Source organism: Pseudomonas sp. NPDC087185 (assembly GCF_044744955.1).
Classification (GTDB): Bacteria; Pseudomonadota; Gammaproteobacteria; order Pseudomonadales; family Pseudomonadaceae; genus Aquipseudomonas.
Genome location: NZ_JBIUZK010000009.1, coordinates 115070 through 134018 on the forward strand (window position 1 = coordinate 115070; position 18949 = coordinate 134018).

Annotated in this window: 20 protein-coding genes; 10 read left to right on the forward strand and 10 right to left on the reverse strand. The window is 63.4% G+C overall.

The features are described 5' to 3' along the window. Nucleotides 1-6: 6 nt before the first annotated feature. The 7 genes from mltB (at nt 7) to ACIPIJ_RS25840 (ending at nt 6449) form a co-directional block, all read left to right on the forward strand. Entirely contained in the window at nt 7-1017 is a 1011-nt protein-coding gene (gene mltB, locus ACIPIJ_RS25810) for a lytic murein transglycosylase B (protein WP_401082249.1), read from the forward strand. Then, nucleotides 1017-2018 (forward strand): septal ring lytic transglycosylase RlpA family protein, encoded by a 1002-nt coding sequence (locus tag ACIPIJ_RS25815; protein WP_401082252.1) that lies wholly within the window; start codon nt 1017-1019, stop codon nt 2016-2018. The genes mltB and ACIPIJ_RS25815 overlap by 1 nt, the downstream gene beginning before the upstream one ends. A 181-nt stretch (nt 2019-2199) precedes the next feature. Beyond that, entirely contained in the window at nt 2200-3360 is a 1161-nt protein-coding gene (locus ACIPIJ_RS25820; protein WP_401082255.1) for a D-alanyl-D-alanine carboxypeptidase family protein, read from the forward strand. 75 nt (nt 3361-3435) lie between these two features. Next, entirely contained in the window at nt 3436-3711 is a 276-nt protein-coding gene (locus tag ACIPIJ_RS25825; RefSeq protein WP_009685832.1) for a DUF493 domain-containing protein, read from the forward strand. After that, on the forward strand, nt 3711-4358 hold the full coding sequence (lipB, locus tag ACIPIJ_RS25830) for a lipoyl(octanoyl) transferase LipB (RefSeq protein WP_401082259.1): 648 nt from the start codon (nt 3711-3713) through the stop codon (nt 4356-4358). Before ACIPIJ_RS25825 ends, lipB begins: the two co-directional genes overlap by 1 nt. A 2-nt stretch (nt 4359-4360) precedes the next feature. After that, nucleotides 4361-5377, forward strand: coding sequence for a lipoyl synthase (gene lipA, locus ACIPIJ_RS25835; RefSeq protein ID WP_401082262.1), 1017 nt, complete (start codon nt 4361-4363; stop codon nt 5375-5377). A gap of 133 nt (nt 5378-5510) precedes the next feature. Further along, on the forward strand, nt 5511-6449 hold the full coding sequence (locus tag ACIPIJ_RS25840; protein WP_401082265.1) for an LD-carboxypeptidase: 939 nt from the start codon (nt 5511-5513) through the stop codon (nt 6447-6449). Between the two features lie 33 nt (nt 6450-6482). Here ACIPIJ_RS25840 and ACIPIJ_RS25845 read toward each other — a convergent pair whose 3' ends face one another. From ACIPIJ_RS25845 to leuS, 5 genes are all read right to left on the reverse strand, one after another. Beyond that, nucleotides 6483-7799, reverse strand: a complete 1317-nt coding sequence (locus ACIPIJ_RS25845; protein ID WP_401082268.1) for a lytic murein transglycosylase — start codon at nt 7797-7799, stop codon at nt 6483-6485. Nucleotides 7800-7859: 60 nt separating this feature from the next. Further along, nucleotides 7860-8024 carry an alternative ribosome rescue factor ArfA gene (gene arfA / locus ACIPIJ_RS25850; RefSeq protein ID WP_016501800.1) on the reverse strand — a complete coding sequence of 55 codons (165 nt, stop codon included), beginning with the start codon at nt 8022-8024 and terminating at the stop codon, nt 7860-7862. A gap of 91 nt (nt 8025-8115) precedes the next feature. After that, a complete protein-coding gene (gene holA / locus ACIPIJ_RS25855) occupies nt 8116-9153 on the reverse strand; it encodes a DNA polymerase III subunit delta (protein ID WP_401082272.1) in 1038 nt (345 codons plus the stop codon). Between the two features lie 37 nt (nt 9154-9190). Further along, nucleotides 9191-9796 (reverse strand): LPS assembly lipoprotein LptE, encoded by a 606-nt coding sequence (lptE, locus tag ACIPIJ_RS25860; protein ID WP_401082275.1) that lies wholly within the window; start codon nt 9794-9796, stop codon nt 9191-9193. Between the two features lie 61 nt (nt 9797-9857). Then, the gene (gene leuS, locus ACIPIJ_RS25865; RefSeq protein WP_401082278.1) at nt 9858-12464 is read right to left on the reverse strand and encodes a leucine--tRNA ligase; all 2607 of its coding nucleotides are present in this window, start codon (nt 12462-12464) and stop codon (nt 9858-9860) included. 227 nt (nt 12465-12691) lie between these two features. Between leuS and ACIPIJ_RS25870 the strand changes: the two genes are divergently transcribed. Together ACIPIJ_RS25870 and ACIPIJ_RS25875 are read left to right on the forward strand one after the other, a co-directional pair. Then, on the forward strand, nt 12692-13006 hold the full coding sequence (locus ACIPIJ_RS25870; RefSeq protein WP_401082281.1) for a hypothetical protein: 315 nt from the start codon (nt 12692-12694) through the stop codon (nt 13004-13006). Nucleotides 13007-13141: 135 nt separating this feature from the next. Next, nucleotides 13142-13903, forward strand: a complete 762-nt coding sequence (locus tag ACIPIJ_RS25875) for a YdcF family protein (RefSeq protein WP_401082284.1) — start codon at nt 13142-13144, stop codon at nt 13901-13903. Nucleotides 13904-14017: 114 nt separating this feature from the next. Here ACIPIJ_RS25875 and lnt read toward each other — a convergent pair whose 3' ends face one another. From lnt to ACIPIJ_RS25895, 4 genes are read right to left on the reverse strand one after another with little or no spacing between them, the layout of a single operon-like run. Beyond that, complete coding sequence (gene lnt / locus ACIPIJ_RS25880) at nt 14018-15535, reverse strand: apolipoprotein N-acyltransferase (RefSeq protein ID WP_401082287.1); 1518 nt, start codon at nt 15533-15535, stop codon at nt 14018-14020. An 8-nt stretch (nt 15536-15543) separates the two neighbouring features. Next, a complete protein-coding gene (locus ACIPIJ_RS25885; protein WP_401082290.1) occupies nt 15544-16383 on the reverse strand; it encodes an HlyC/CorC family transporter in 840 nt (279 codons plus the stop codon). Nucleotides 16384-16408: 25 nt separating this feature from the next. After that, nucleotides 16409-16882 (reverse strand): rRNA maturation RNase YbeY, encoded by a 474-nt coding sequence (gene ybeY / locus ACIPIJ_RS25890; RefSeq protein WP_401082293.1) that lies wholly within the window; start codon nt 16880-16882, stop codon nt 16409-16411. Then, nucleotides 16875-17873 carry a PhoH family protein gene (locus ACIPIJ_RS25895; RefSeq protein ID WP_401082296.1) on the reverse strand — a complete coding sequence of 333 codons (999 nt, stop codon included), beginning with the start codon at nt 17871-17873 and terminating at the stop codon, nt 16875-16877. Before ACIPIJ_RS25895 ends, ybeY begins: the two co-directional genes overlap by 8 nt. Before the next feature lie 168 nt (nt 17874-18041). On the opposite strand from ACIPIJ_RS25895, the gene ACIPIJ_RS25900 reads away from it, so the two are divergent. After that, on the forward strand, nt 18042-18368 hold the full coding sequence (locus ACIPIJ_RS25900; RefSeq protein ID WP_401082299.1) for a DUF1820 family protein: 327 nt from the start codon (nt 18042-18044) through the stop codon (nt 18366-18368). Here the strand turns inward: ACIPIJ_RS25900 and ACIPIJ_RS25905 are convergent, their stop codons facing one another. Beyond that, on the reverse strand, nt 18369-18914 hold the full coding sequence (locus ACIPIJ_RS25905) for a tetratricopeptide repeat protein (RefSeq protein ID WP_401082302.1): 546 nt from the start codon (nt 18912-18914) through the stop codon (nt 18369-18371). Nucleotides 18915-18949: the final 35 nt, after the last annotated feature.

Sequence of the window (18949 nt, forward strand, 5' to 3'; positions counted from 1 at the left end):
AATTTCATGCAAGCAGTGCGTAACTGGGCTGCCCGTTGTGCGCCGTGGATCGGTGCGGTGGGCCTGTTCGGCGCTGTCCAGCAGGCTCACGCCGGTGATTACGACGGCTCGCCCCAGGTGGCCGCGTTCGTCGGCGAGATGAGCCGCGACTACGGCTTCGCCAGCGAGCAGTTGATGGGCGTGTTCCGTGAGGTACAGCGCAAGCAATCGATCCTCGACGCCATCTCGCGTCCGGCCGAACGGGTCAAACCGTGGAAGGAATACCGCCCGATGTTCATCACCGACGCGCGTATCGCCCGTGGTGTGGACTTCTGGCGCCAGCACGAAGCGGTGCTGGCCCGCGCCGAGCAGGCGTATGGGGTGCCGGCGCAGTACATCGTCGCGATCATCGGCGTGGAGACCTTCTTTGGCCGCAACACCGGCAACTACCGGGTGATCGATGCGCTGTCGACCCTGGGCTTCGATTACCCACCGCGTGCCGAATTCTTCCGCAAGGAGCTGCGCGAGTACCTGCTGCTGGCGCGTGATGAGCAGCTCGACCCGCTGACCCTCAAGGGCTCCTATGCCGGTGCCATGGGCCTGCCGCAGTTCATGCCGAGCAGCTTTCGCAATTACGCGGTGGACTTCGACAACGACGGCCACATCAATATCTGGAACAACCCCGACGATGCCATCGGCAGTGTCGCCAGCTACTTCCAGCGCCATGGCTGGGTGGCCGGCCAGGCCGTGGTCAGCCGTGCCCAGGTCAGTGGTGCACGCGTCGATGAGGGCCTGACCACCGGTATCGAGCCGGTGAAGACGGTCGGGGAGTTGCGAGCGCTGGGCTGGTCGAGCCATGATGCGCTGCGCGATGATCTGCCGGTTACTGCCTTCCGCCTGGAAGGTGACAACGGCCCCGAGTACTGGATGGGCCAGAAGAACTTCTACGCGATCACTCGCTACAACCGCAGCGTGATGTATGCCATGGCGGTGCATCAGCTTGCGCAACAGCTGGTCCAAGCACGGGGCGTCAAGTAATGCGCGCAATCATCTCTGCCAATACCTTCAAGCTGCTGACCTGCATGACCGTCGGCATGCTGCTGGTCAGTTGCTCTTCCAGCCGCCCGACCACGTCGCAAAGCGGCAACACCGTGCGCACACAGCCCGGCCTGGACATCAACCGTGCGCACAAGGACGGCGCGCCGTGGTGGGACGTGGATGTGAACAAGATCCCCGACGCCACGCCGACCGTGCACACCGGCAACTACAAGGCCAACCCGTACACGGTGCTGGGCAAGACTTACTACCCGATGCAGGACTCACGCAGCTACCGCGCCGAGGGCACGGCTTCGTGGTACGGCACAAAATTCCATGGGCAGAACACCGCCAATGGCGAGCTGTACGACCTGTATGGCATGAGCGCGGCGCACAAGACCCTGCCGCTGCCGGCCTACGTGAAGGTCACCAACCTGGCCAACGGGCGCAGCGTGATTTTGCGGGTCAATGACCGTGGCCCGTTCTATTCCGACCGCATCATCGACTTGTCCTACGCCGCAGCGAAAAAACTCGGCTACGCCGAGATCGGCACCGCGCACGTGCGTGTCGAAGGTATCGACCCGCAGCAATGGTGGGCGCAGAAGGGCCAGCAGCCACCGATGATGCTCAAGGAGCCGCAGTCCACCCAGACCCAGGCGATTGCCGCCAACACCGGCCGCGTCGAGCAATGGACGCCGCCGCCGCAGCAACACGCGGCGCCGGTGGTGCCGGTGCAGGTGGGCGGTAACAATGTGCCGGCCGGTAACGGTGGCAGCTTCCTGCAGGTGGGCGCGTTCGCCAACCCGGACGCCGCCGAGCTGCTGCGTTCAAAGCTGAGCACCATGGTCAGTGCACCGGTGTTCATCAGCTCCATCGTGCGCAACCAGCAGACCCTGCACCGTGTGCGCCTGGGGCCGATCAACAGCCAGGGCGAGATCCAGCAGGCGCAGGACAGCATTCGCCTGGCGAACCTTGGCCAGGCCAAGCTGGTCACAGCTGACTGACCTGTCGGTTTTGTCATGAATTGCCTGGCGCGGGCATGTACAATGTCCGCTTTTGCCCGCAGCGACATAAAGCCGCACTTTGCGGGCCCGGCCCAAGGCCGCAAAAACTAGACTGACTGGCGCTGGGCACACGATGTGGCCCAGGGAACATCTCAGACCATTAGCGATTTTCGAGAGACGGATGAACATCACCAACCTTGCCAAACGACTTTGCCTGCCCGTACTGCTGCTGATCACGCCTGTCGCCTTCGCGGCAGAGCAGATGATGCCGGCACCACCGCAACTGGCAGCCAAGTCCTATGTACTCATGGACGCGTCCAGCGGCAACGTGCTGGTCGAGAACAACGGTGACGAGCGCCTGCCGCCAGCCAGCCTGACCAAGCTGATGACCGCCTACATTGCCACCCTGGACATTCGCCGTGGCCAGATCGGCGAGAACGACCCGGTCACCGTCAGCGAAAACGCCTGGCGTACCGGCGGTTCGCGCATGTTCATCAAGGTCGGCAGCCAGGTCACCGTCAGCGACCTGCTGCACGGCATCATCATCCAGTCGGGCAACGATGCCTCGGTCGCCCTGTCCGAGCACATCGCCGGCAGCGAAGACGCCTTTGCCGACATGATGAACAAGACGGCGGCCGACCTGGGCATGACCAACAGCCACTTCATGAACCCGACTGGCCTGCCGAACCCGGAGCACTACTCCTCGGCGCACGACATGGCCACGCTGGCACGCGCGATCATCAACGTCGACCCGGCGCACTACGCGATCTACTCGCAGAAAGAGTTCTTTTGGAACAACATCAAGCAGCCGAACCGCAACCTGCTGCTGTGGCGTGACAAGACCGTCGATGGCCTGAAAACCGGCCACACCGACGAAGCCGGCTACTGCATGGTGGCTTCGGCCGTACGTGACGGCCAGCGCCTGATCGCCGTGGTGTTCGGCACCAACAGCGAACAATCGCGCGCCGCCGAAACCCAGAAGCTGCTGACCTACGGCTTCCGCTTCTTCGAAACCCAGACCTTCTACCAGAAGGGCACCGAGCTGGCTCAGGCGCCGGTCTGGAAAGGCGCCACCAGCATCGTCAAGGCTGGCCTGGCCGACGACCTGACCATGACTATGCCTAAAGGCCAATTGAAGCGCCTGCAGGCTTCGATGACCATGAACCCGCAGCTCACCGCACCGATCGCCAAAGGTGACGTGATCGGCAAAGTGGAAGTCAAACTGGACGAAAACGTGGTTCACAGCGCCGACCTGATCGCCCTCGATGGCGTCGAGGAAGGTGGTTTCATCCGTCGTATGTGGGATAGCATCCGTCTATTCTTCTACGGGTTGTTCAACTGATAACGTGACCTGCCACGCCCCCGCCGATCGTGCGGGGGCGTTGTTGTTGCCACGGCTTACGAGGCCGTTTCCGCCATGAGCGAACCTGACGTCAAGTCGCACAAAATCGAATTCCCCTGCGCCGATTACCCGATCAAGGTCATCGGCGATACCGTTGTCGGTTTCAAGGACACGGTGATCGAGATCCTCAGCAAGCACGCCAAGGTCGACCTTTCCACCCTGGCCGAGCGCCAGAGCAAGGAAGGCAAGTACACCACGGTGCAGTTGCACATCGTTGCCGAAAGCGAGAACCAGCTGCACGACATCAATAGCGCCCTGCGCGCGACCGGCATCGTGAAAATGGTGCTGTGATGTCGCTTTGTCTCGGTGTGCGCGATCTAGGTCTGCAGCCCTATGAACCGGTGCTGCAAGCCATGCGTCGTTTCACCGAGCAGCGCAGCCCCGACAGCCAGGACGAAATCTGGCTGGTCGAGCACCCCGCGGTCTTCACCCAGGGCCAAGCCGGCAAGGCCGAGCACCTGCTGGTGCCGGGCGACATTCCGGTGGTGCAGACTGACCGCGGCGGCCAAGTGACGTACCATGGCCCTGGGCAACTGGTGGCCTACCTGCTGCTGGACGTGCGCCGCCTGGGCTTTGGCGTGCGTGAACTGGTCAGCCGCATCGAGCAAACGCTGATCGAGCTGCTTGCCAGCTACGGCGTCACTGCTGCGGCCAAACCCGATGCGCCGGGTGTCTACGTCGATGGAGCGAAAATCGCCTCCCTCGGCCTGCGAATCCGCAACGGCCGTTCCTTCCACGGCCTTGCTCTGAACGTGGACATGGACCTTGCGCCATTCCGCCGAATCAACCCCTGCGGGTATGCGGGGCTGGCCATGACCCAGCTGCGTGACCTCGCAGGCCCGATCGAACTCGACGAGGTCAGGACAAGGCTGCGCGGACAGCTGGTCAAGCACCTCGACTATGCTGAGCAGACGACCCTGACGGGCGGAATCGACTGAATATGACAACTGTGCAAGAAGCCGTGCCGAACCTGATAGCCACCCAGGATGTCACCCCGCGCTCCGCGCCGAAGAAGGTGGAAGCTGGGGTAAAACTGCGTGGCGCCGACAAGGTCGCGCGCATCCCGGTAAAAATCATCCCCACCGACGAACTGCCGAAAAAGCCTGACTGGATCCGCGTGCGCATCCCGGTTTCGCCCGAGGTAGACCGCATCAAGCAACTGCTGCGCAAGCACAAGCTGCACAGCGTGTGCGAAGAAGCGTCCTGCCCGAACCTGGGCGAGTGCTTCTCCGGTGGCACCGCGACCTTCATGATCATGGGCGACATCTGCACCCGTCGCTGCCCGTTCTGCGACGTCGGCCACGGCCGGCCGAAGGCGCTGGACGTGGACGAGCCAAAGAACCTGGCCGTGGCCATTGCCGACCTGCGCCTGAAGTACGTGGTGATCACCTCGGTGGACCGTGACGACCTACGTGACGGTGGTGCCCAGCACTTTGCCGACTGCATCCGCGAAATTCGTGCGCTGTCGCCGGGTGTGCAGCTGGAAACCCTGGTGCCGGACTACCGCGGCCGTATGGACGTGGCCCTGGCGATCACCGCACAAGAGCCGCCGGATGTCTTCAACCACAACCTCGAGACCGTACCGCGTCTGTACAAGGCCGCGCGTCCGGGGTCTGACTACGACTGGTCGCTGGACCTGCTGCAGAAGTTCAAGCAGCTGGTGCCGCACGTGCCAACCAAGTCGGGCCTGATGCTCGGCCTGGGCGAAACCGACGAGGAAGTGATCGAGGTGATGCACCGCATGCGCGAGCATGACATCGACATGCTCACCCTCGGCCAGTACCTGCAGCCGTCGCGCAGCCACTTGCCGGTGCAGCGTTTCGTGCACCCGGACACCTTCGCCTGGTTCGCCGAAGAAGGCTACAAGATGGGCTTCAAGAACGTCGCATCCGGCCCGCTGGTGCGCTCGTCTTACCATGCCGACCAGCAGGCTCACGAAGCCAAGATCAAGCTCTGATCCTGCTGTGAGCTGCACATGCCGATGCGCGCCGAAAGGCGGCATCGGCATTTTTGTTTGGGCCTTTTCCCGCTGTGTTGGAACGTCTTGCACATTCAGACTGGGCGGCCCTGTACCTGCAAGGAGTTGCACGATGAATTGCTCTGAACGCATCGAATCACGCTTACCGGTTGCGCTGCCAGGCGACGCCTGCTTTGCCATCGTGGCCCCGGCCGGGCCGGCACGGCTGGATGCACAAAAGGCCAGCCAGTGGTTCGCCGAGCGTGGCTATCGCTGCCGTATCTATCCGGGCGTGGAGCAGGCTCAGGGTTACCTGGCAGGCTCCGATCAGCAACGGTTGCAGGATCTGCACGATGCCTTCGCTGACCCGGCGATCGACGCGATCCTGTGCATGCGCGGTGGCTACGGCAGCATGCGCCTGCTCGACCAGCTCGATTTCGAGCTGATCCGGTGCAATCCCAAGCCGCTGATCGGCTACAGCGATATCACCGCGCTGCACACGGCCATCAACCGGCGTACCGGGTTGATCACGTTCCACGGAGCGATGCTCAATGCGGACTTGCTGGGCGCCAAGCTGGCACCCACCGAGACATCGTTGGTGGCACAGTTGAGTGGAGTGATAAGGGAGGGCGATGTGATCGTTCACCCGGCCGAGTTCGCGTTGACTTCCGTTTTGCCTGGTGTGGCTCGTGGGCGTTTGCTGGGCGGCAACCTGTCCATGCTGGGAGCAACCCTGGGAACGCTTGCGGAGATCGATACGCGTGGCTGCATCCTGTTCATCGAGGACGTCAACGAGCCGCTTTATCGGGTGGACCGGCTGCTGACCCAGTTGCGCCTGGCAGGCAAGCTGGAAGGGGTGGAGGGTGTGCTGGTGGGCGATTTTGCCGGGATCACCGTGGCGGCTTTGACACCTCTGTTGCAGGACATCTTCGGGCCGTTGGGTGTGCCCGTGCTGGCCGGGTGGCGCAGTGGGCATTGTGATCCGAATGTGTGTTTGCCGCTGGGGGCCAGGGTGACGCTGGACAGCGAGAGCAAGGCGCTGGTGCTGGACCAGACCCTGTTCAGGGCTTGAGGTTACGTGGGCCGCACAGCGGCCCAAAAGCGCTCAACGCTGGCGCAGGCTATCGAGCAGCTTGTGCGTCGGGTAGCCATCCGCCGGCCATCCTAGCCCTTGCTGGGCATTGCGAATCGCCTTGCGGGTATTGGCCCCGATGATGCCGTCCGGGTTACCCGCTTCATGGCCGCTGGCATTGAGCAGGTTCTGCAGCTCCATGCGCTCGCTGCGGCTCAGAGGCAGGTCTTCCTTCGGCCAGCTACCGGCAATGAAACCCCAACCCGAGAAACGGTCACCGAGCAAGCTCACGGCCAGAGCATACGACGACGAGTTGTTGTATTTGAGGATGGCGCGGAAGTTGTCCAGCACCAGGAATGCCGGGCCGCGGGCGCCGGCTGGCAGCAACAGGGCCGCGGACAGCGGGTTGCTGTTCGGGGGCAACTGCGTACCGGCCGGCAGCTTCACGCCCATCTGCAGCCATTCACTGACAGGCTTGCGCTGCGCGCCATCAGCCAGCCAGTAGTCGAAGCCTGCCGGCACCTGCACCTCGAAGCCCCAGGGCTGGCCGCGCTTCCAGCCGGAGCTCTGCAGGTAGTGCGCCGTTGATGCCAGGGCATCTGGGGTGCTGTTCCAGATGTCGCGACGGCCATCGCCGTCGAAATCCACCGCGTGGGTGTTATAGGTGGTGGGGATGAACTGGGTCTGGCCCATGGCGCCGGCCCACGAGCCACGCATGGCTTCAGGCTGGATATCGCCGTGCTGGATGATCTGCAGGGCGGCGATCAACTGGTCCTGGGCGAACTGCGGTCGGCGGCCTTCGTAGGCCAGCGTGGCCAGTGAGCGAATCACCGACTTGCTGCCCTGAAACTGGCCGAAGTTGCTTTCCATGCCCCAGACCGAGACCAGCACCTGGCGGTCAACGCCATAGCGTTGCTCCAGACGGGTCAGCAGTTCTGCATTCTGCTCGAGCAGTTTCTTGCCGTTGCGCACGCGCAGGGGCGACAGCGCGCCTTCAAGGTATTCCCACACCGGGCGGGTGAACTCAGGCTGGCTGCGGTCGGCCTTGATCACGTCCATGTCCGGCGTGACGCCGAGGAACGCACGGTCGAAGGTACTGGCCGAAATGCCGGCTTGCAGCGCTTGCTCACGGAAACCGGCCTGCCACTGGGCGAAGGTCTGCAGCGGCTGGATTTCAGTACTGACGTCGGGCGTGGCGCTGGGCAGGGTCACTACCGGCGCGGGCTGGGCGGGGGCCAGCGGCAGGGCGTCGGCGGCGGTGGGTTTTTCCGCGCAGGCGACGAGCAGGATGAAGCTGGAGGCCGCGATCAGCTGGCGGGATTTCCAACGGGGGAGAAGACTGAAGAGCATGCACAGATCCAGAATTTCAGGTCAGGTGCCGACCATACCATGCCTGCGCTTTCGATGCTTTCATGCGGCCAAAAAGTAAGAAGCCTCCCAATCTCTCGATTGGAAGGCTTCGCGGCGGTAGCTGCCTTTGCCCTTGTCCGGTTGTTCCTGGCGGCAGCGGAACAGTGGCTGGGCGACAATCGATTTGGCCTTGTTGGGGCCGTGCTTTTTCGGCTTTTTGCTCATGGCGAGGTTCCCGCTGGGTATGGATTGCGGGGCGGACTGTAGGCCTGCAGGACGGGCAGGGCCAATTGATTGTGTGTATCGCCCTGACGGCCTACTCGGGAGGCAGCGCCAGCCGCTGCCCAGCCATCAGCAGCGACAATCGCGACAGCCCGGTCCACGGCGAACCCTCGGCCTGGCCCTTGATCTGTGCATCGATACGCTGCGCATCCTGCAGCAGCTGCGCCCAGCGCTGCGCGGAGAGGCGCTGCAGGGCTTTACTGACCAGCGGCCGACGTTTGTCCCACACCGGTGGGCGAGCCTGGCTGAATGCCTTGTCCAGCGGCACACCCTGGCTGAACTGCTGCGCCAGGCCGGCCAGCAGGCGCAGCTCCCGGGCCAGGGCCCAGAGAATCACTGGTGGTTCCACACCTTCGCCACGCAGACCTTCGAGCATACGCAGGGCATGCGCGGCTTCGCCATTGAGGATGGCATCGACCAGGCCGAAGACATCGAATCGCGCGCTGTCGGCAACGGCCGATTGCACCGTTTCGACGGTAACCTGGTTACCTTCGGCCAGCAGCTTGAGCTTTTCGATTTCCTGCGCGGCCGCGAGCAGGTTGCCCTCGACCCGTGCGGCGATCAGGTCGACTGCATCGCGCTGGGCCGAAAGCCCCGCCTGCGACAAACGCTGGTTGATCCATTGCGGCAACTGCTGGGCATCCACCGGCCAGATCTGGATGAACTGGCAATGGGCGCCTTCGATCAGCGCTTTGCCCCACTTGGTCTTTTGCGCGCTGCCGTCGAGCTTGGGCAGGCTGATCAGCAGCAGGGTGTCTTCGGCGGGGTTGGCGCAGTATTCCATCAGGGCGGCAGCGCCTTTGTCACCGGGCTTGCCGGAAGGTAGGCGCAGTTCAAGCAGGCGGCGCTGGGCGAACAGTGACAGGCTGGCACCGGCCTGGAGCAGGGTACCCCAGTCGAAGTTGGCGTCAGCGCTGAACACCTGGCGCTCGTCGAAGCCTTGCTGGCGCGCCGTGGTACGAATGGCGTCGGCGGCTTCCTGGCACAGCAGCGGGTCGTCGCCGCTGACCACGTAGACCGGGGCCAAGGCGCCTTGCAGGTGCTTGTTGAGTTGGGCGGGGGCGAGTTTCATCGGAAACACGCGGGGCACCGAAGTGCCCCGCACGGGCTCAGTTGCCCGGAACTTCCAGCGGCGACTGCTGCGGCGTTTCCGCCTGCTGACGGCGCGCGGCTTCCAGCGCGTCGGCTTCGGCTTTGGCGCGTTCGTCAGCCTTGCGCTGCAGCTCATCGAGCTGAGACGGGGTCAGGTTCTGCAGGCGGGCCATCATCGACTGCACCAGTTCGCGGCGCATTTCCACGCGGGCCTGCGTGGCTTCCTGGTCGGAGCCGGTGATGTTGCCACCGTCGCGCACGTAGATCTTGCGCACTTCAACCTTGTCGCTCAGCAGCTCCAGGTTGTTCAGGCCCAGGATGCTGTAGTTGAGGGTGGTGGTGAGTTCGTATTCGGCGGTACGGCTGCCGCCGCTGTAGCTGGCCGAGCGCTGGTTTTCCTGCTCGTTGGTCAGCTCCAGGCGGTAAGGCGCGCCGGTGTGCACGTTGACGCCGCTGCGCTCGAGTGCCTGGCGCAGTTGGACCACGGTCTGGCCGTAGGCGTTGCGTGCGCCGACGTCCATTTCCTTGACGCTCAGCGCGTTGGTGCCGGTGCCGCGCAGCTGGAAACCGCAGGCGCTGAGCATGACAGCCAGGCCCATTACCAGCAGATTGCGTTTGATCATGTTGTTGCTCCCTTGTGGGCCGATACCGCCCACCCGCACTGGCAGCGGGTGGGCGTTGCCATCAGTTGGCGACGATGTTGACCAGTTTGCCCGGTACCACGATGACCTTGCGGATAGTCAGGCCATCGATGAAGCGCAGGACATTCTCGTTGCTGCGGGCGGCGGCTTCGACTTCCTCGCGGCTGGCAGCGGCAGGCATCTCGACCTGGCCGCGCAGTTTACCGTTGACCTGGACCACCAGGGTAATGGTGTCCTGCACCAGCGCTTGCTCGTCGACGCTCGGCCAGGCGGCATCGATCACCGACCCGGCGTGGCCCAGCTGCTGCCACAGCTCGTGGCTGATGTGCGGGGTGATCGGCGCCAGCAGCAGGGTCACGGCTTCCAGGCCTTCCTGCAGCAGGGCACGGTCTTGCGCGGTGGCCTGCGGGGCCTTTTCCAGCACGTTCATCACGGTCATCACCTGGGCGATGGCGGTGTTGAACTTGTGGTGCTGGCCGACATCGGTGCTGGCCTGCTTGATCGCAGCATGGATCGCGCGGCGGATGACCTTCTGTTCGTCGCTCAGCGCGGCGGTGTCCAGCTTGCCCGGCAGGCCTTGGCTGACGTGGGCCTGGGCCAGGCGCCAGACGCGTCGCAGGAAGCGGCTTGCACCTTCGACGCCGGAGTCGGACCACTCCAGGCTCATGTCAGGCGGCGAGGCGAACATCATGAACAGGCGGCAGGTGTCGGCACCGTAGGCTTCGATCATCGACTGCGGGTCGACGCCGTTGTTCTTCGACTTGGACATCTTCTCGGTGCCGCCGATTTCCACCGGCAGGCCGTCGGTCTTCAGGCGCGCGCCAATGATCTTGGCCTTGGCATCACGTTCGATTTCGACGTCAGCAGGGTTGAACCAGTCCTTGCCGCCATTGCTGGCAACGCGGTAGTAGGTCTCGGCGACCACCATGCCTTGGGTCAGCAGGTTCTTGAACGGCTCGTTGGAGGTGACCAGGCCTTCGTCACGCATCAGCTTGTGGAAGAAGCGCGCGTACAGCAGGTGCAGGATCGCATGTTCGATACCGCCGATGTACTGATCGACCGGCAACCAGTGGTTGGCCGCTTTCGGGTCGACCAGGCCTTTGTCGTAGTTCGGCGAAGCGTAGCGGGCGAAGTACCAGGACGACTCGACGAAGGTGTCCATGGTGTCGGTTTCGCGCTTGGCCGCGGTGCCGCATTTAGGGCAGGTGCATTCATAGAACTCGGGCATGCGCGCCAGTGGCGAGCCGGCACCGTCCGGTACCACGTTCTCGGGTAGGGTGACCGGCAGCTGGTCTTCCGGCACCGGTACGTCGCCGCAGGACGGGCAGTGGATGATCGGGATCGGGCAGCCCCAATAGCGCTGGCGGCTGATGCCCCAGTCGCGCAGGCGGAACTGGGTACGCGACTTGCCCAGCTCCTTGCGCAGCAGCGCGGCTTCGATGGCGTCGAAGGCGCCGGCGAAGTCCAGGCCGTCGAACTCGCCGGAGTTGATCAGTTGGCCATGCTCGCCGTAGGCGGCCTGCCACTCGCTGCCGACGTCATCGCCCGCGCTGGTGCGCACCACGGCCTTGACCGGCAGGTTGTACTTGTGGGCGAACTCGAAGTCGCGCTCGTCATGGGCCGGCACAGCCATCACGGCGCCGTCGCCGTAGTGCATCAGCACATAGTTGGCGACCCATACCGGCAGCTTCTCGCCGGTCAGCGGGTGCTCGACCAGCAGGGAAGTGGCCATGCCCTTCTTTTCCTGGGTGGCCATGTCGGCTTCGGCGACGCTGCCGCTCTTGCACTCGTCGATGAACGCCTGCAGCGCCGGGTTGCCCTGGGCAGCCTGGGTGGCCAGCGGGTGTTCGGCGGCGACGGCGACGTAGGTCGCGCCCATCAGGGTGTCCGGGCGGGTGGTGAAGACTTTCAGGGTGCCTTCGTGGCCGATGCTGGCCTGATCGAACGGGAACTGCACTTCCATGCCGCGCGACTTGCCGATCCAGTTGCGCTGCATGGTCTTGACCTGCTCAGGCCAGCCCGGCAGCTCGTCGAGGCTTTCCAGCAGCTCGTCGGCGTAATCGGTGATGCGGAAGTAGTACATCGGGATTTCGCGCTTCTCGATCAGCGCGCCCGAACGCCAGCCACGGCCGTCGATGACCTGCTCGTTGGCGAGCACGGTCTGGTCGGCCGGGTCCCAGTTCACGGTACCGTTCTTGCGGTAGATGATGCCTTTTTCGAACAGGCGGGTGAACAGCCACTGTTCCCAGCGGTAGTAGTCCGGCTTGCAGGTGGTGACTTCACGCGCCCAGTCGATGGCCAGGCCCAGGCTCTTGAGCTGGGTCTTCATGTAGTCGATGTTTTCGTATGTCCACTTGGCCGGGGCGACGTTGTTTTTCATCGCCGCGTTTTCCGCGGGCATGCCGAAGGCGTCCCAGCCCATCGGCTGCAGGACATTCTTGCCCAGCATGCGCTGGTAGCGGGCAATCACGTCGCCGATGGTGTAGTTGCGAACGTGGCCCATGTGTAGCTTGCCGCTCGGGTACGGGAACATCGATAGGCAATAGTAGGTATCTTTGCCTGGCTGTTCGGTAACAGCGAACGATTGTTGCTCGTCCCAGAAATTCTGGGCGGCGGCTTCGATATCACGGGGCGTGTATTGTTCGTGCATGGCTACTTTTGGCTGAGAGAGAAGAGACCTTGTTCCAGGCAGCGGAACCTCGCTGCGTCCGGCACTCCGGTGTCATGAGGGTGAACGCCTAAGCATACAGCAGCGCCGCGCATCGTGGGAAACCCTGATTGAGAATGGCCGCTGGTCGCTGCATCCAGCTGCTTTTCATAGCGCCGCTAAGCTCAGGTGTGGGGGGAGATATTCTTTATCTTCAATGAGGTGAACGGATGGGAGAGACGCAGCTACCCGCAAGCAAACCGGAGCTTTACGAACGCCTGATCGACCGTCTTGGCCTGGCACTGGAAGTCGCCAGAACATCGGTACGATTGCGCGACGAGATGCCAGCCGAGCTGGAGTTGCGTGGCTTGAGCCATGCAGAGTTCGAAGTGATCAAGGCCTACCTGGAGTCCCTCCCGGAACGCCGCAATGCCAGTGCCGGTACATACCCACAAGCGGAACCGACATCGGCCAAGATCATCTGGCTCAAGGACAAGAAACGCCCCGCCACGACGGTGAGATCCAGGACGCTGCCGCATCGCTAGCCGTTCAGGACGCCAGGCGCAGGCTATCGCGCGCCGGTTCTTCAAACACACACTTCTCATGATCGGCGTCGGCTGCGCACTTGTTGACCGGCGCCGATCCTCTTAGGCTGCATGCCTGCCAAGGAGTGTGGGCCGATGCCGTTTCGATTCTTCATCAAACAATGGTTGATGCCGCCAGGCGTCCTGTTTCTGCTGTTGCTTGCGGCCTGGTGGCTGCGCGCCCGACGCCCCCGGCTGGCGGCGCTGTGTTTCGTACTGGGGCTGGGCGGCTTGTGGCTGATGAGCCTGCCGCTGGTGGTGCAGCACGGCGCACGGCTGCTGGAGACCGAGCCGCCGTTGGCCGTCAGCGAATGGGCGAGCCTGGCGAGCAGGGCAGATGCCATTGTCGTGCTCGGCGCGGGGCGTGAGCGCGGTGACCCTGCCTGGGGCGGGGCAGACCAACCCGCCGCCACGGCGCTGGAGCGCATGCGCTTTGCCGCGCGGCTGGCGAAGGCCTCGGGCCTGCCGGTGTTGACCAGCGGCGGCCTGCACTACGGTACGCCGCCGAGCGAGGCGCGGTTGATGGCGGATCGGCTGCGAGAGGATTTTGCCGTCGACGTGAAATGGAAGGAGGAGGCCAGCCGCACTACCTGGGAAAATGCCCAGCTCACGGCCCGGGTGCTGCAGCCGTTGGGCATTCGCCGTGTGGTGGTGGTGACCCAGGCCTGGCACATGCAGCGCTCGCGCTGGAGCTTCGAGCAGGCCGGCTTCGAGGTGGTGCCGGCGCCGATGGGGTTCCTCGGGCGTGACCATGCCCGGCCGTTTGCCGGGTTGCTGCCGGAAAGCCGGGCGATGTGGCAAAGCGGGCAGTTGCTGAATGAAGCGGTGGGGTTGCTGGGGTATCGGTTGTTCTATTGAGCTTTGCACTGCCTGTGCCGGCCCTTTCGCGTGCAAGCCCGCCCCCCATAGCTACCCCAGTGATCTTGAAGGCAGTGGGGTAGCTATGGGGGGCGGGCTTGCACGCGAAGAGGTCTATACAGTCTTGGCAATACGCCCAGCCGCCAGCGCCCACGCCAGCAGCAACACGCAGACAATCGCCAGCGGCCACGAACGCCACTGAAGGTACGGCGTCAGCTGCTGCATCGGCACCACCTCGCCATACAGCACCGCACGCTGGAACTGAGGCACCTCGGCAGTAATCCGGCCAAACGGGTCGATCAACGCGGTCACGCCGTTGTTGGTGGCCCGGATCATCCAGCGCCCGGCTTCAAGCGCCCGCATCTGTGCCATCTGCAGGTGTTGCAGCGGGCCGATCGAGGTGCCGAACCAGGTGTCGTTGCTGATCGTCAACAGCAGGTCGCTGCGCGCCGCCAGGCCTGCCGCGAATTCCGGGTAGACCACCTCGTAGCAGATGTACGGGGCAATCTGGTAACCCTTGGCCTGCAGCAGTGGCTGGTCTTCAGGGCCGCGGGCGAAGTCCGACATCGGCAGGTTGAAGAACTCGATCAGGCCCCGCAGCATGTCCTGCAGCGGCACGTATTCGCCGAAGGGCACCAACTTCTGCTTAAGGTACGTGCCATCGCCTTCACCGGTGACGGTCACGCCGTTGTAGTAGCGACGCTGGTGATGCACCACCTCGCGCACCGGTACGCCGGTGATCAGCGCCGAATGACGGTCCGCGGCAAAGCGGCCCATCACGTCGATGTAGCCTTGGGCCTGGTCCTTGAGGATCGGTACGGCTGTTTCTGGCCAGATCAGCAAGTCCACCGGTTTGGAGCTGAAACTCATGTCGCGGTACAGCGCCAGTTGCGCATCGATGTGCGCTGGGTCCCATTTCAGCTCCTGCTCGACATTGCCCTGCAGGGCCGCGACCTTGAGCGGGTCGCCCGCCGGCTTGGTCCAGGCGTGGCCTTTAAGCGCCAGGCCGATGACCCACGGGGCGAGCAGCAGCAGGGCGCCCACGGCGAGGAACGACGGGCGCGCGCGCAGGCGGTGCAGGTTGCACAGCAGCGCGGCGCTCAGCGCCAGGGCAAAGGAGATAAGCCACACGCCGCCCAGCGGCGCCAGGCCGGCCAGCGGGCCGTCCAGTTGGCTGTAACCGGCGTATAGCCAAGGGAAGCCGGTCAGGAACCAGCCGCGGAAGGCTTCTTGCAGCAGCCACAGGGCGGCAAAGCACAGGGCATCGGCCAGTGGCGCTTCGTTGCGCCGCAGCCAGCGTGCCCACAGCCAGGTGGGCAAGGCGAAGAACCAGGCCAGCGCGGCGAAGAACGCCACCAGCAACACGATTGCCAGCAGCGGCGAAGCGCCACCGTAGGTGTTCATGCTGACGTAGATCCACCAGGTCCCGGCGCCGTACAGGCCGAAGCCGAAGCACCAGCCGCGCCACATGGCCTGGCGCGGAGTGAGCTCGCGCAGGCCGAGGTAGAGCACGGCGATCGACAGCAAGGCCAGCGGCCAGATGTCGAATGGCGCCAGGGCCAGAAGGGTCGAGGCGCCGGCCGCCAAGGCCAGCAGGTTACCGGGCCAGCCGGGGCGGGTGATCCAACGCATGTTTGTCCTTAACGGGTGATCGGGGTCAGGCGCAGCAAGTGTATCCGCCGGCTATCGGCGTTGAGAATACGGAACTTGTAGGCGCCGATCTCGGTGGTCTCGTTGCGCTTGGGCAGGTGGCCGAAGGCGCTCATCACCAGCCCGCCTACCGTGTCGAACTCATCATCTGAGAATTCGCTGTCGAAGAACTCGTTAAAGTTGTCGATCGGTGTCAGCGCCTTGACCAGGAAATCGCCGCTGGGCAGTGGCTTGATGTAGCTGTCTTCCTCGACGTCATGCTCGTCCTCGATGTCACCGACGATCTGTTCGAGCACGTCCTCGATGGTCACCAGGCCCGCCACACCGCCGTATTCGTCGATCACGATGGCCATGTGGTTGTGGTTGGCGCGGAACTCGCGCAACAGCACGTTCAGGCGCTTGGACTCCGGCACGAAGGTGGCCGGGCGCAGCAGGTCCTTGATGTTGAAGCTGTCGCCGTTCTCCTTGAGGATCAGCGGCAGCAGGTCCTTGGCCAGCAGGATCCCGAGCACATCGTCATGGCTTTCGCCGATCACCGGGTAGCGCGAATGCGCGGCGTCGATGATCGCCGGCAGGAACTCGCGAGGCGACTGGGTAGCCTTGATGCTGATCATCTGCGAGCGCGGCACCATGATGTCACGTACCTGCAGGTCGGCGACCTGGATAGCACCTTCGACGATGGTCAGCGCTTCGCTGTCGAGCAGCTTGTTCTGATGGGCTTCGCGAAGCAGCTCGAGGAGCTCCTGGCGGTTTTTCGGCTCATGGGCAAAAGCCTGGGTCAGTTTACCCAGCCAGGACTTTTGCCCGTTGCTCGATCGATCTTCGCTCATGGCGGTTCTCGTGATCCTTGCAGTATCAGTGTGTGATGGATTCGTTTTCATCGTCGGCGTACGGGTCAGGGTGACCCAGTTCTGCCAGCAATTCCCGTTCCAGCGCTTCCATTTCCTCGGCCTCATTGTCTTCGATGTGGTCGTAGCCGAGCAGGTGCAGGCAGCCGTGAATGACCAGGTGCGCCCAGTGTGCCTCAAGCGCTTTGCCTTGTTCGGCGGCTTCGCGTTCAACCACGGGGATGCAGATCACCAGGTCACCGAGCAGTGGAATGTCCAGCAACTCGTCCGGCACGTCGGCCGGGAACGACAGCACATTGGTCGCGTAGTCCTTGTGCCGGTAGGTGTGGTTCAGCTCGCGGCCTTCGGCTTCGTCGACCAGGCGTATGGTCATTTCCGAATCGGCCGTGCGCTGGCGCAACGCCAGTTCGCACCAGCGACGGAAGGCGGCATCGTCAGGGGCGGCGGCGTCCGTGGCCCGTTGCAGGTCAAGTTCAAGCATCTTTGTTGCTGGCCTCGGGCTTGGCTTGACGGGCTTCGAAGCGGTCATAGGCTTCGACGATACGCTGCACCAGTGGGTGACGAACCACATCTTTGGGTTGGAAGTGGGTGAAGCTGATACCCGGGACGTCCTTGAGCACTTCGATCACATGGGCCAGACCCGACTTGGTGCCACGTGGCAGGTCGACCTGGGTGATGTCACCGGTGATCACCGCGGTGGAGCCGAAGCCGATGCGGGTAAGGAACATCTTCATCTGTTCGAGCGTGGTGTTCTGGCTCTCGTCGAGGATGATGAAGCTGTTGTTCAAGGTGCGGCCACGCATGTAGGCCAGCGGGGCGATTTCGATCACCTGGCGCTCGATCAGCTTGGCCACGTGCTCGAAGCCGAGCATTTCGTACAGCGCGTCGTACAACGGGCGCAGGTACGGGTCGATCTTCTGGGCCAGGTCACCGGGCAGGAAGCCGAGCTTTTCGCCGGCCTCGACCGCCGGGCGCACCAGCAGGATGCGCCGCACTTGCTCGCGTTCCAGGGCATCCACGGCGCAGGCCACGGCCAGGTAAGTCTTGCCAGTACCGGCCGGGCCGACGCCGAAGTTGATGTCGTTGGCCAGGATTTCCTTGACGTAGCGCTGCTGGTTGACACCGCGCGGGCGGATGTTGCCCTTGCGCGTGCGCAGCGAGACGCTGACCTCGTTGACGGCAGGGTTGTCGATGTTCTCGACGGCCGACTCCTGCAAGTACAGGTGCACGGTCTCCGGCGACAGCTCGGTCGCCTTGGCCTCGCGGTAGAGGCGGCGCAGCAGTTGCTCGGCAGCGGAAGTGGTCTTGGGTTCGCCGATCAGCTCGAATTGATTGCCGCGGTTGCGGATCTCGATGGCCAGGCGTTGTTCGATCAGGCGCAGGTGCTCGTCGAACTGGCCGCACAGGTTGGCGAAGCGGTGGGCCTCGAAAGGTTCGAGGATGAAACGATGAGGTTGTATGGGTGCGTTCAAGGTCGTTTTAAGCCGCTCGACGGCAATAAGGGTGAAGTCAAGAATAACCCTTGAAGGGCAGGGGCGAAAGCACTGAAACGATCAAGGGTATGCAGTGCCATTGCCAGGCTCTTCGTAGGCACTGTTATGATGCGCGCCTTTTCTTACGCATGTGTTATCCCACCCAACATGAGCAAACGCGAACCCGCCATCTATAAAGTGATCTTCCTCAACCAGGGGCAGGTCTTCGAGATGTATGCCAAGCAGATCTACCAGAGCGACCTGTGGGGTTTTCTGGAAATCGAGGAATTCGTCTTCGGTGAGCGCGCCCAGATCGTCGTCGACCCGAGCGAAGAGAAGCTCAAGAATCAGTTCGAAGGGGTAATCCGCAGCTTCGTGCCGATGCACTCGATCGTGCGTATCGATGAGGTGGAGCGCCTGGGTACGGCGAAGATCAGCGAGGCCAGGGCTAGCGGCAATGTGATGCCATTCCCCATGCCGATGCCGGAGAAGTGATCAGGGCAGTGGCGAGAACGGCGTACGCCCTTCGGCGTTCTGCAGCTCCAGCAGGTACTTGCGGAAGATCTGGCCAAGCACCTGGGTGGCGTGCTCCAGTTCGTCGCGGGGCATCTGCTCGGTCACTTCGTCGGCCATGTCCAGCGCATCTTCGGCGCCGTTGACCGCGGCCATCTTCAGCAGGATATAAGCCTGCACATTGTTGGCCTTGACGCCTTCGCCATGGAAGAACATGGCACCGAGGCGGTACTGGGCGTCGGCATGGCCTTGCAGCGAGGCTTTGCCGAACCAGTCCACGGCCTTTTTTAGGTCTTTGGGCGTTTGCGTGTAGTAGTACTCACCCAGTTCGTACTGCGCCTGGGCGTCCCCGGTCGCCGCCGTCTGCTCGCAAGCCTTAAGGGCGTTGACCTGGTCTTCTGGCTGGACATTGAGCGTGCAGCGCCCCGTTGCCGGAATGAGCAACGAGTTACCGCCCTCCGCCAGTGCCAGCAGGGGCTGAAGAAGCAACAGGCAGCCCAGGGTCAGGGCGCGGCCGGTGCGGTTCATGGGGATCGACATACCTCTGCAAAGCTACGGCCAAG

What these genes read in the sequence shown, in the direction of transcription:
- ACIPIJ_RS25875 (WP_401082284.1), top strand. Translation starts at nt 13,142, where the DNA reads ATGCCGTTTCGATTCTTCATCAAACAATGGTTGATGCCGCCAGGCGTC.
- lnt (WP_401082287.1), bottom strand. Translation starts at nt 15,535, where the DNA reads ATGCGTTGGATCACCCGCCCCGGCTGGCCCGGTAACCTGCTGGCCTTG.
- holA (WP_401082272.1), bottom strand. Translation starts at nt 9,153, where the DNA reads ATGAAACTCGCCCCCGCCCAACTCAACAAGCACCTGCAAGGCGCCTTG.
- ybeY (WP_401082293.1), bottom strand. Translation starts at nt 16,882, where the DNA reads ATGCTTGAACTTGACCTGCAACGGGCCACGGACGCCGCCGCCCCTGAC.
- mltB (WP_401082249.1), top strand. Translation starts at nt 7, where the DNA reads ATGCAAGCAGTGCGTAACTGGGCTGCCCGTTGTGCGCCGTGGATCGGT.
- ACIPIJ_RS25840 (WP_401082265.1), top strand. Translation starts at nt 5,511, where the DNA reads ATGAATTGCTCTGAACGCATCGAATCACGCTTACCGGTTGCGCTGCCA.
- lipB (WP_401082259.1), top strand. Translation starts at nt 3,711, where the DNA reads ATGTCGCTTTGTCTCGGTGTGCGCGATCTAGGTCTGCAGCCCTATGAA.
- ACIPIJ_RS25870 (WP_401082281.1), top strand. Translation starts at nt 12,692, where the DNA reads ATGGGAGAGACGCAGCTACCCGCAAGCAAACCGGAGCTTTACGAACGC.
- ACIPIJ_RS25905 (WP_401082302.1), bottom strand. Translation starts at nt 18,914, where the DNA reads ATGAACCGCACCGGCCGCGCCCTGACCCTGGGCTGCCTGTTGCTTCTT.
- ACIPIJ_RS25900 (WP_401082299.1), top strand. Translation starts at nt 18,042, where the DNA reads ATGAGCAAACGCGAACCCGCCATCTATAAAGTGATCTTCCTCAACCAG.
- ACIPIJ_RS25815 (WP_401082252.1), top strand. Translation starts at nt 1,017, where the DNA reads ATGCGCGCAATCATCTCTGCCAATACCTTCAAGCTGCTGACCTGCATG.
- ACIPIJ_RS25820 (WP_401082255.1), top strand. Translation starts at nt 2,200, where the DNA reads ATGAACATCACCAACCTTGCCAAACGACTTTGCCTGCCCGTACTGCTG.
- leuS (WP_401082278.1), bottom strand. Translation starts at nt 12,464, where the DNA reads ATGCACGAACAATACACGCCCCGTGATATCGAAGCCGCCGCCCAGAAT.
- lptE (WP_401082275.1), bottom strand. Translation starts at nt 9,796, where the DNA reads ATGATCAAACGCAATCTGCTGGTAATGGGCCTGGCTGTCATGCTCAGC.
- ACIPIJ_RS25885 (WP_401082290.1), bottom strand. Translation starts at nt 16,383, where the DNA reads ATGAGCGAAGATCGATCGAGCAACGGGCAAAAGTCCTGGCTGGGTAAA.
- ACIPIJ_RS25825 (WP_009685832.1), top strand. Translation starts at nt 3,436, where the DNA reads ATGAGCGAACCTGACGTCAAGTCGCACAAAATCGAATTCCCCTGCGCC.
- arfA (WP_016501800.1), bottom strand. Translation starts at nt 8,024, where the DNA reads ATGAGCAAAAAGCCGAAAAAGCACGGCCCCAACAAGGCCAAATCGATT.
- lipA (WP_401082262.1), top strand. Translation starts at nt 4,361, where the DNA reads ATGACAACTGTGCAAGAAGCCGTGCCGAACCTGATAGCCACCCAGGAT.
- ACIPIJ_RS25845 (WP_401082268.1), bottom strand. Translation starts at nt 7,799, where the DNA reads ATGCTCTTCAGTCTTCTCCCCCGTTGGAAATCCCGCCAGCTGATCGCG.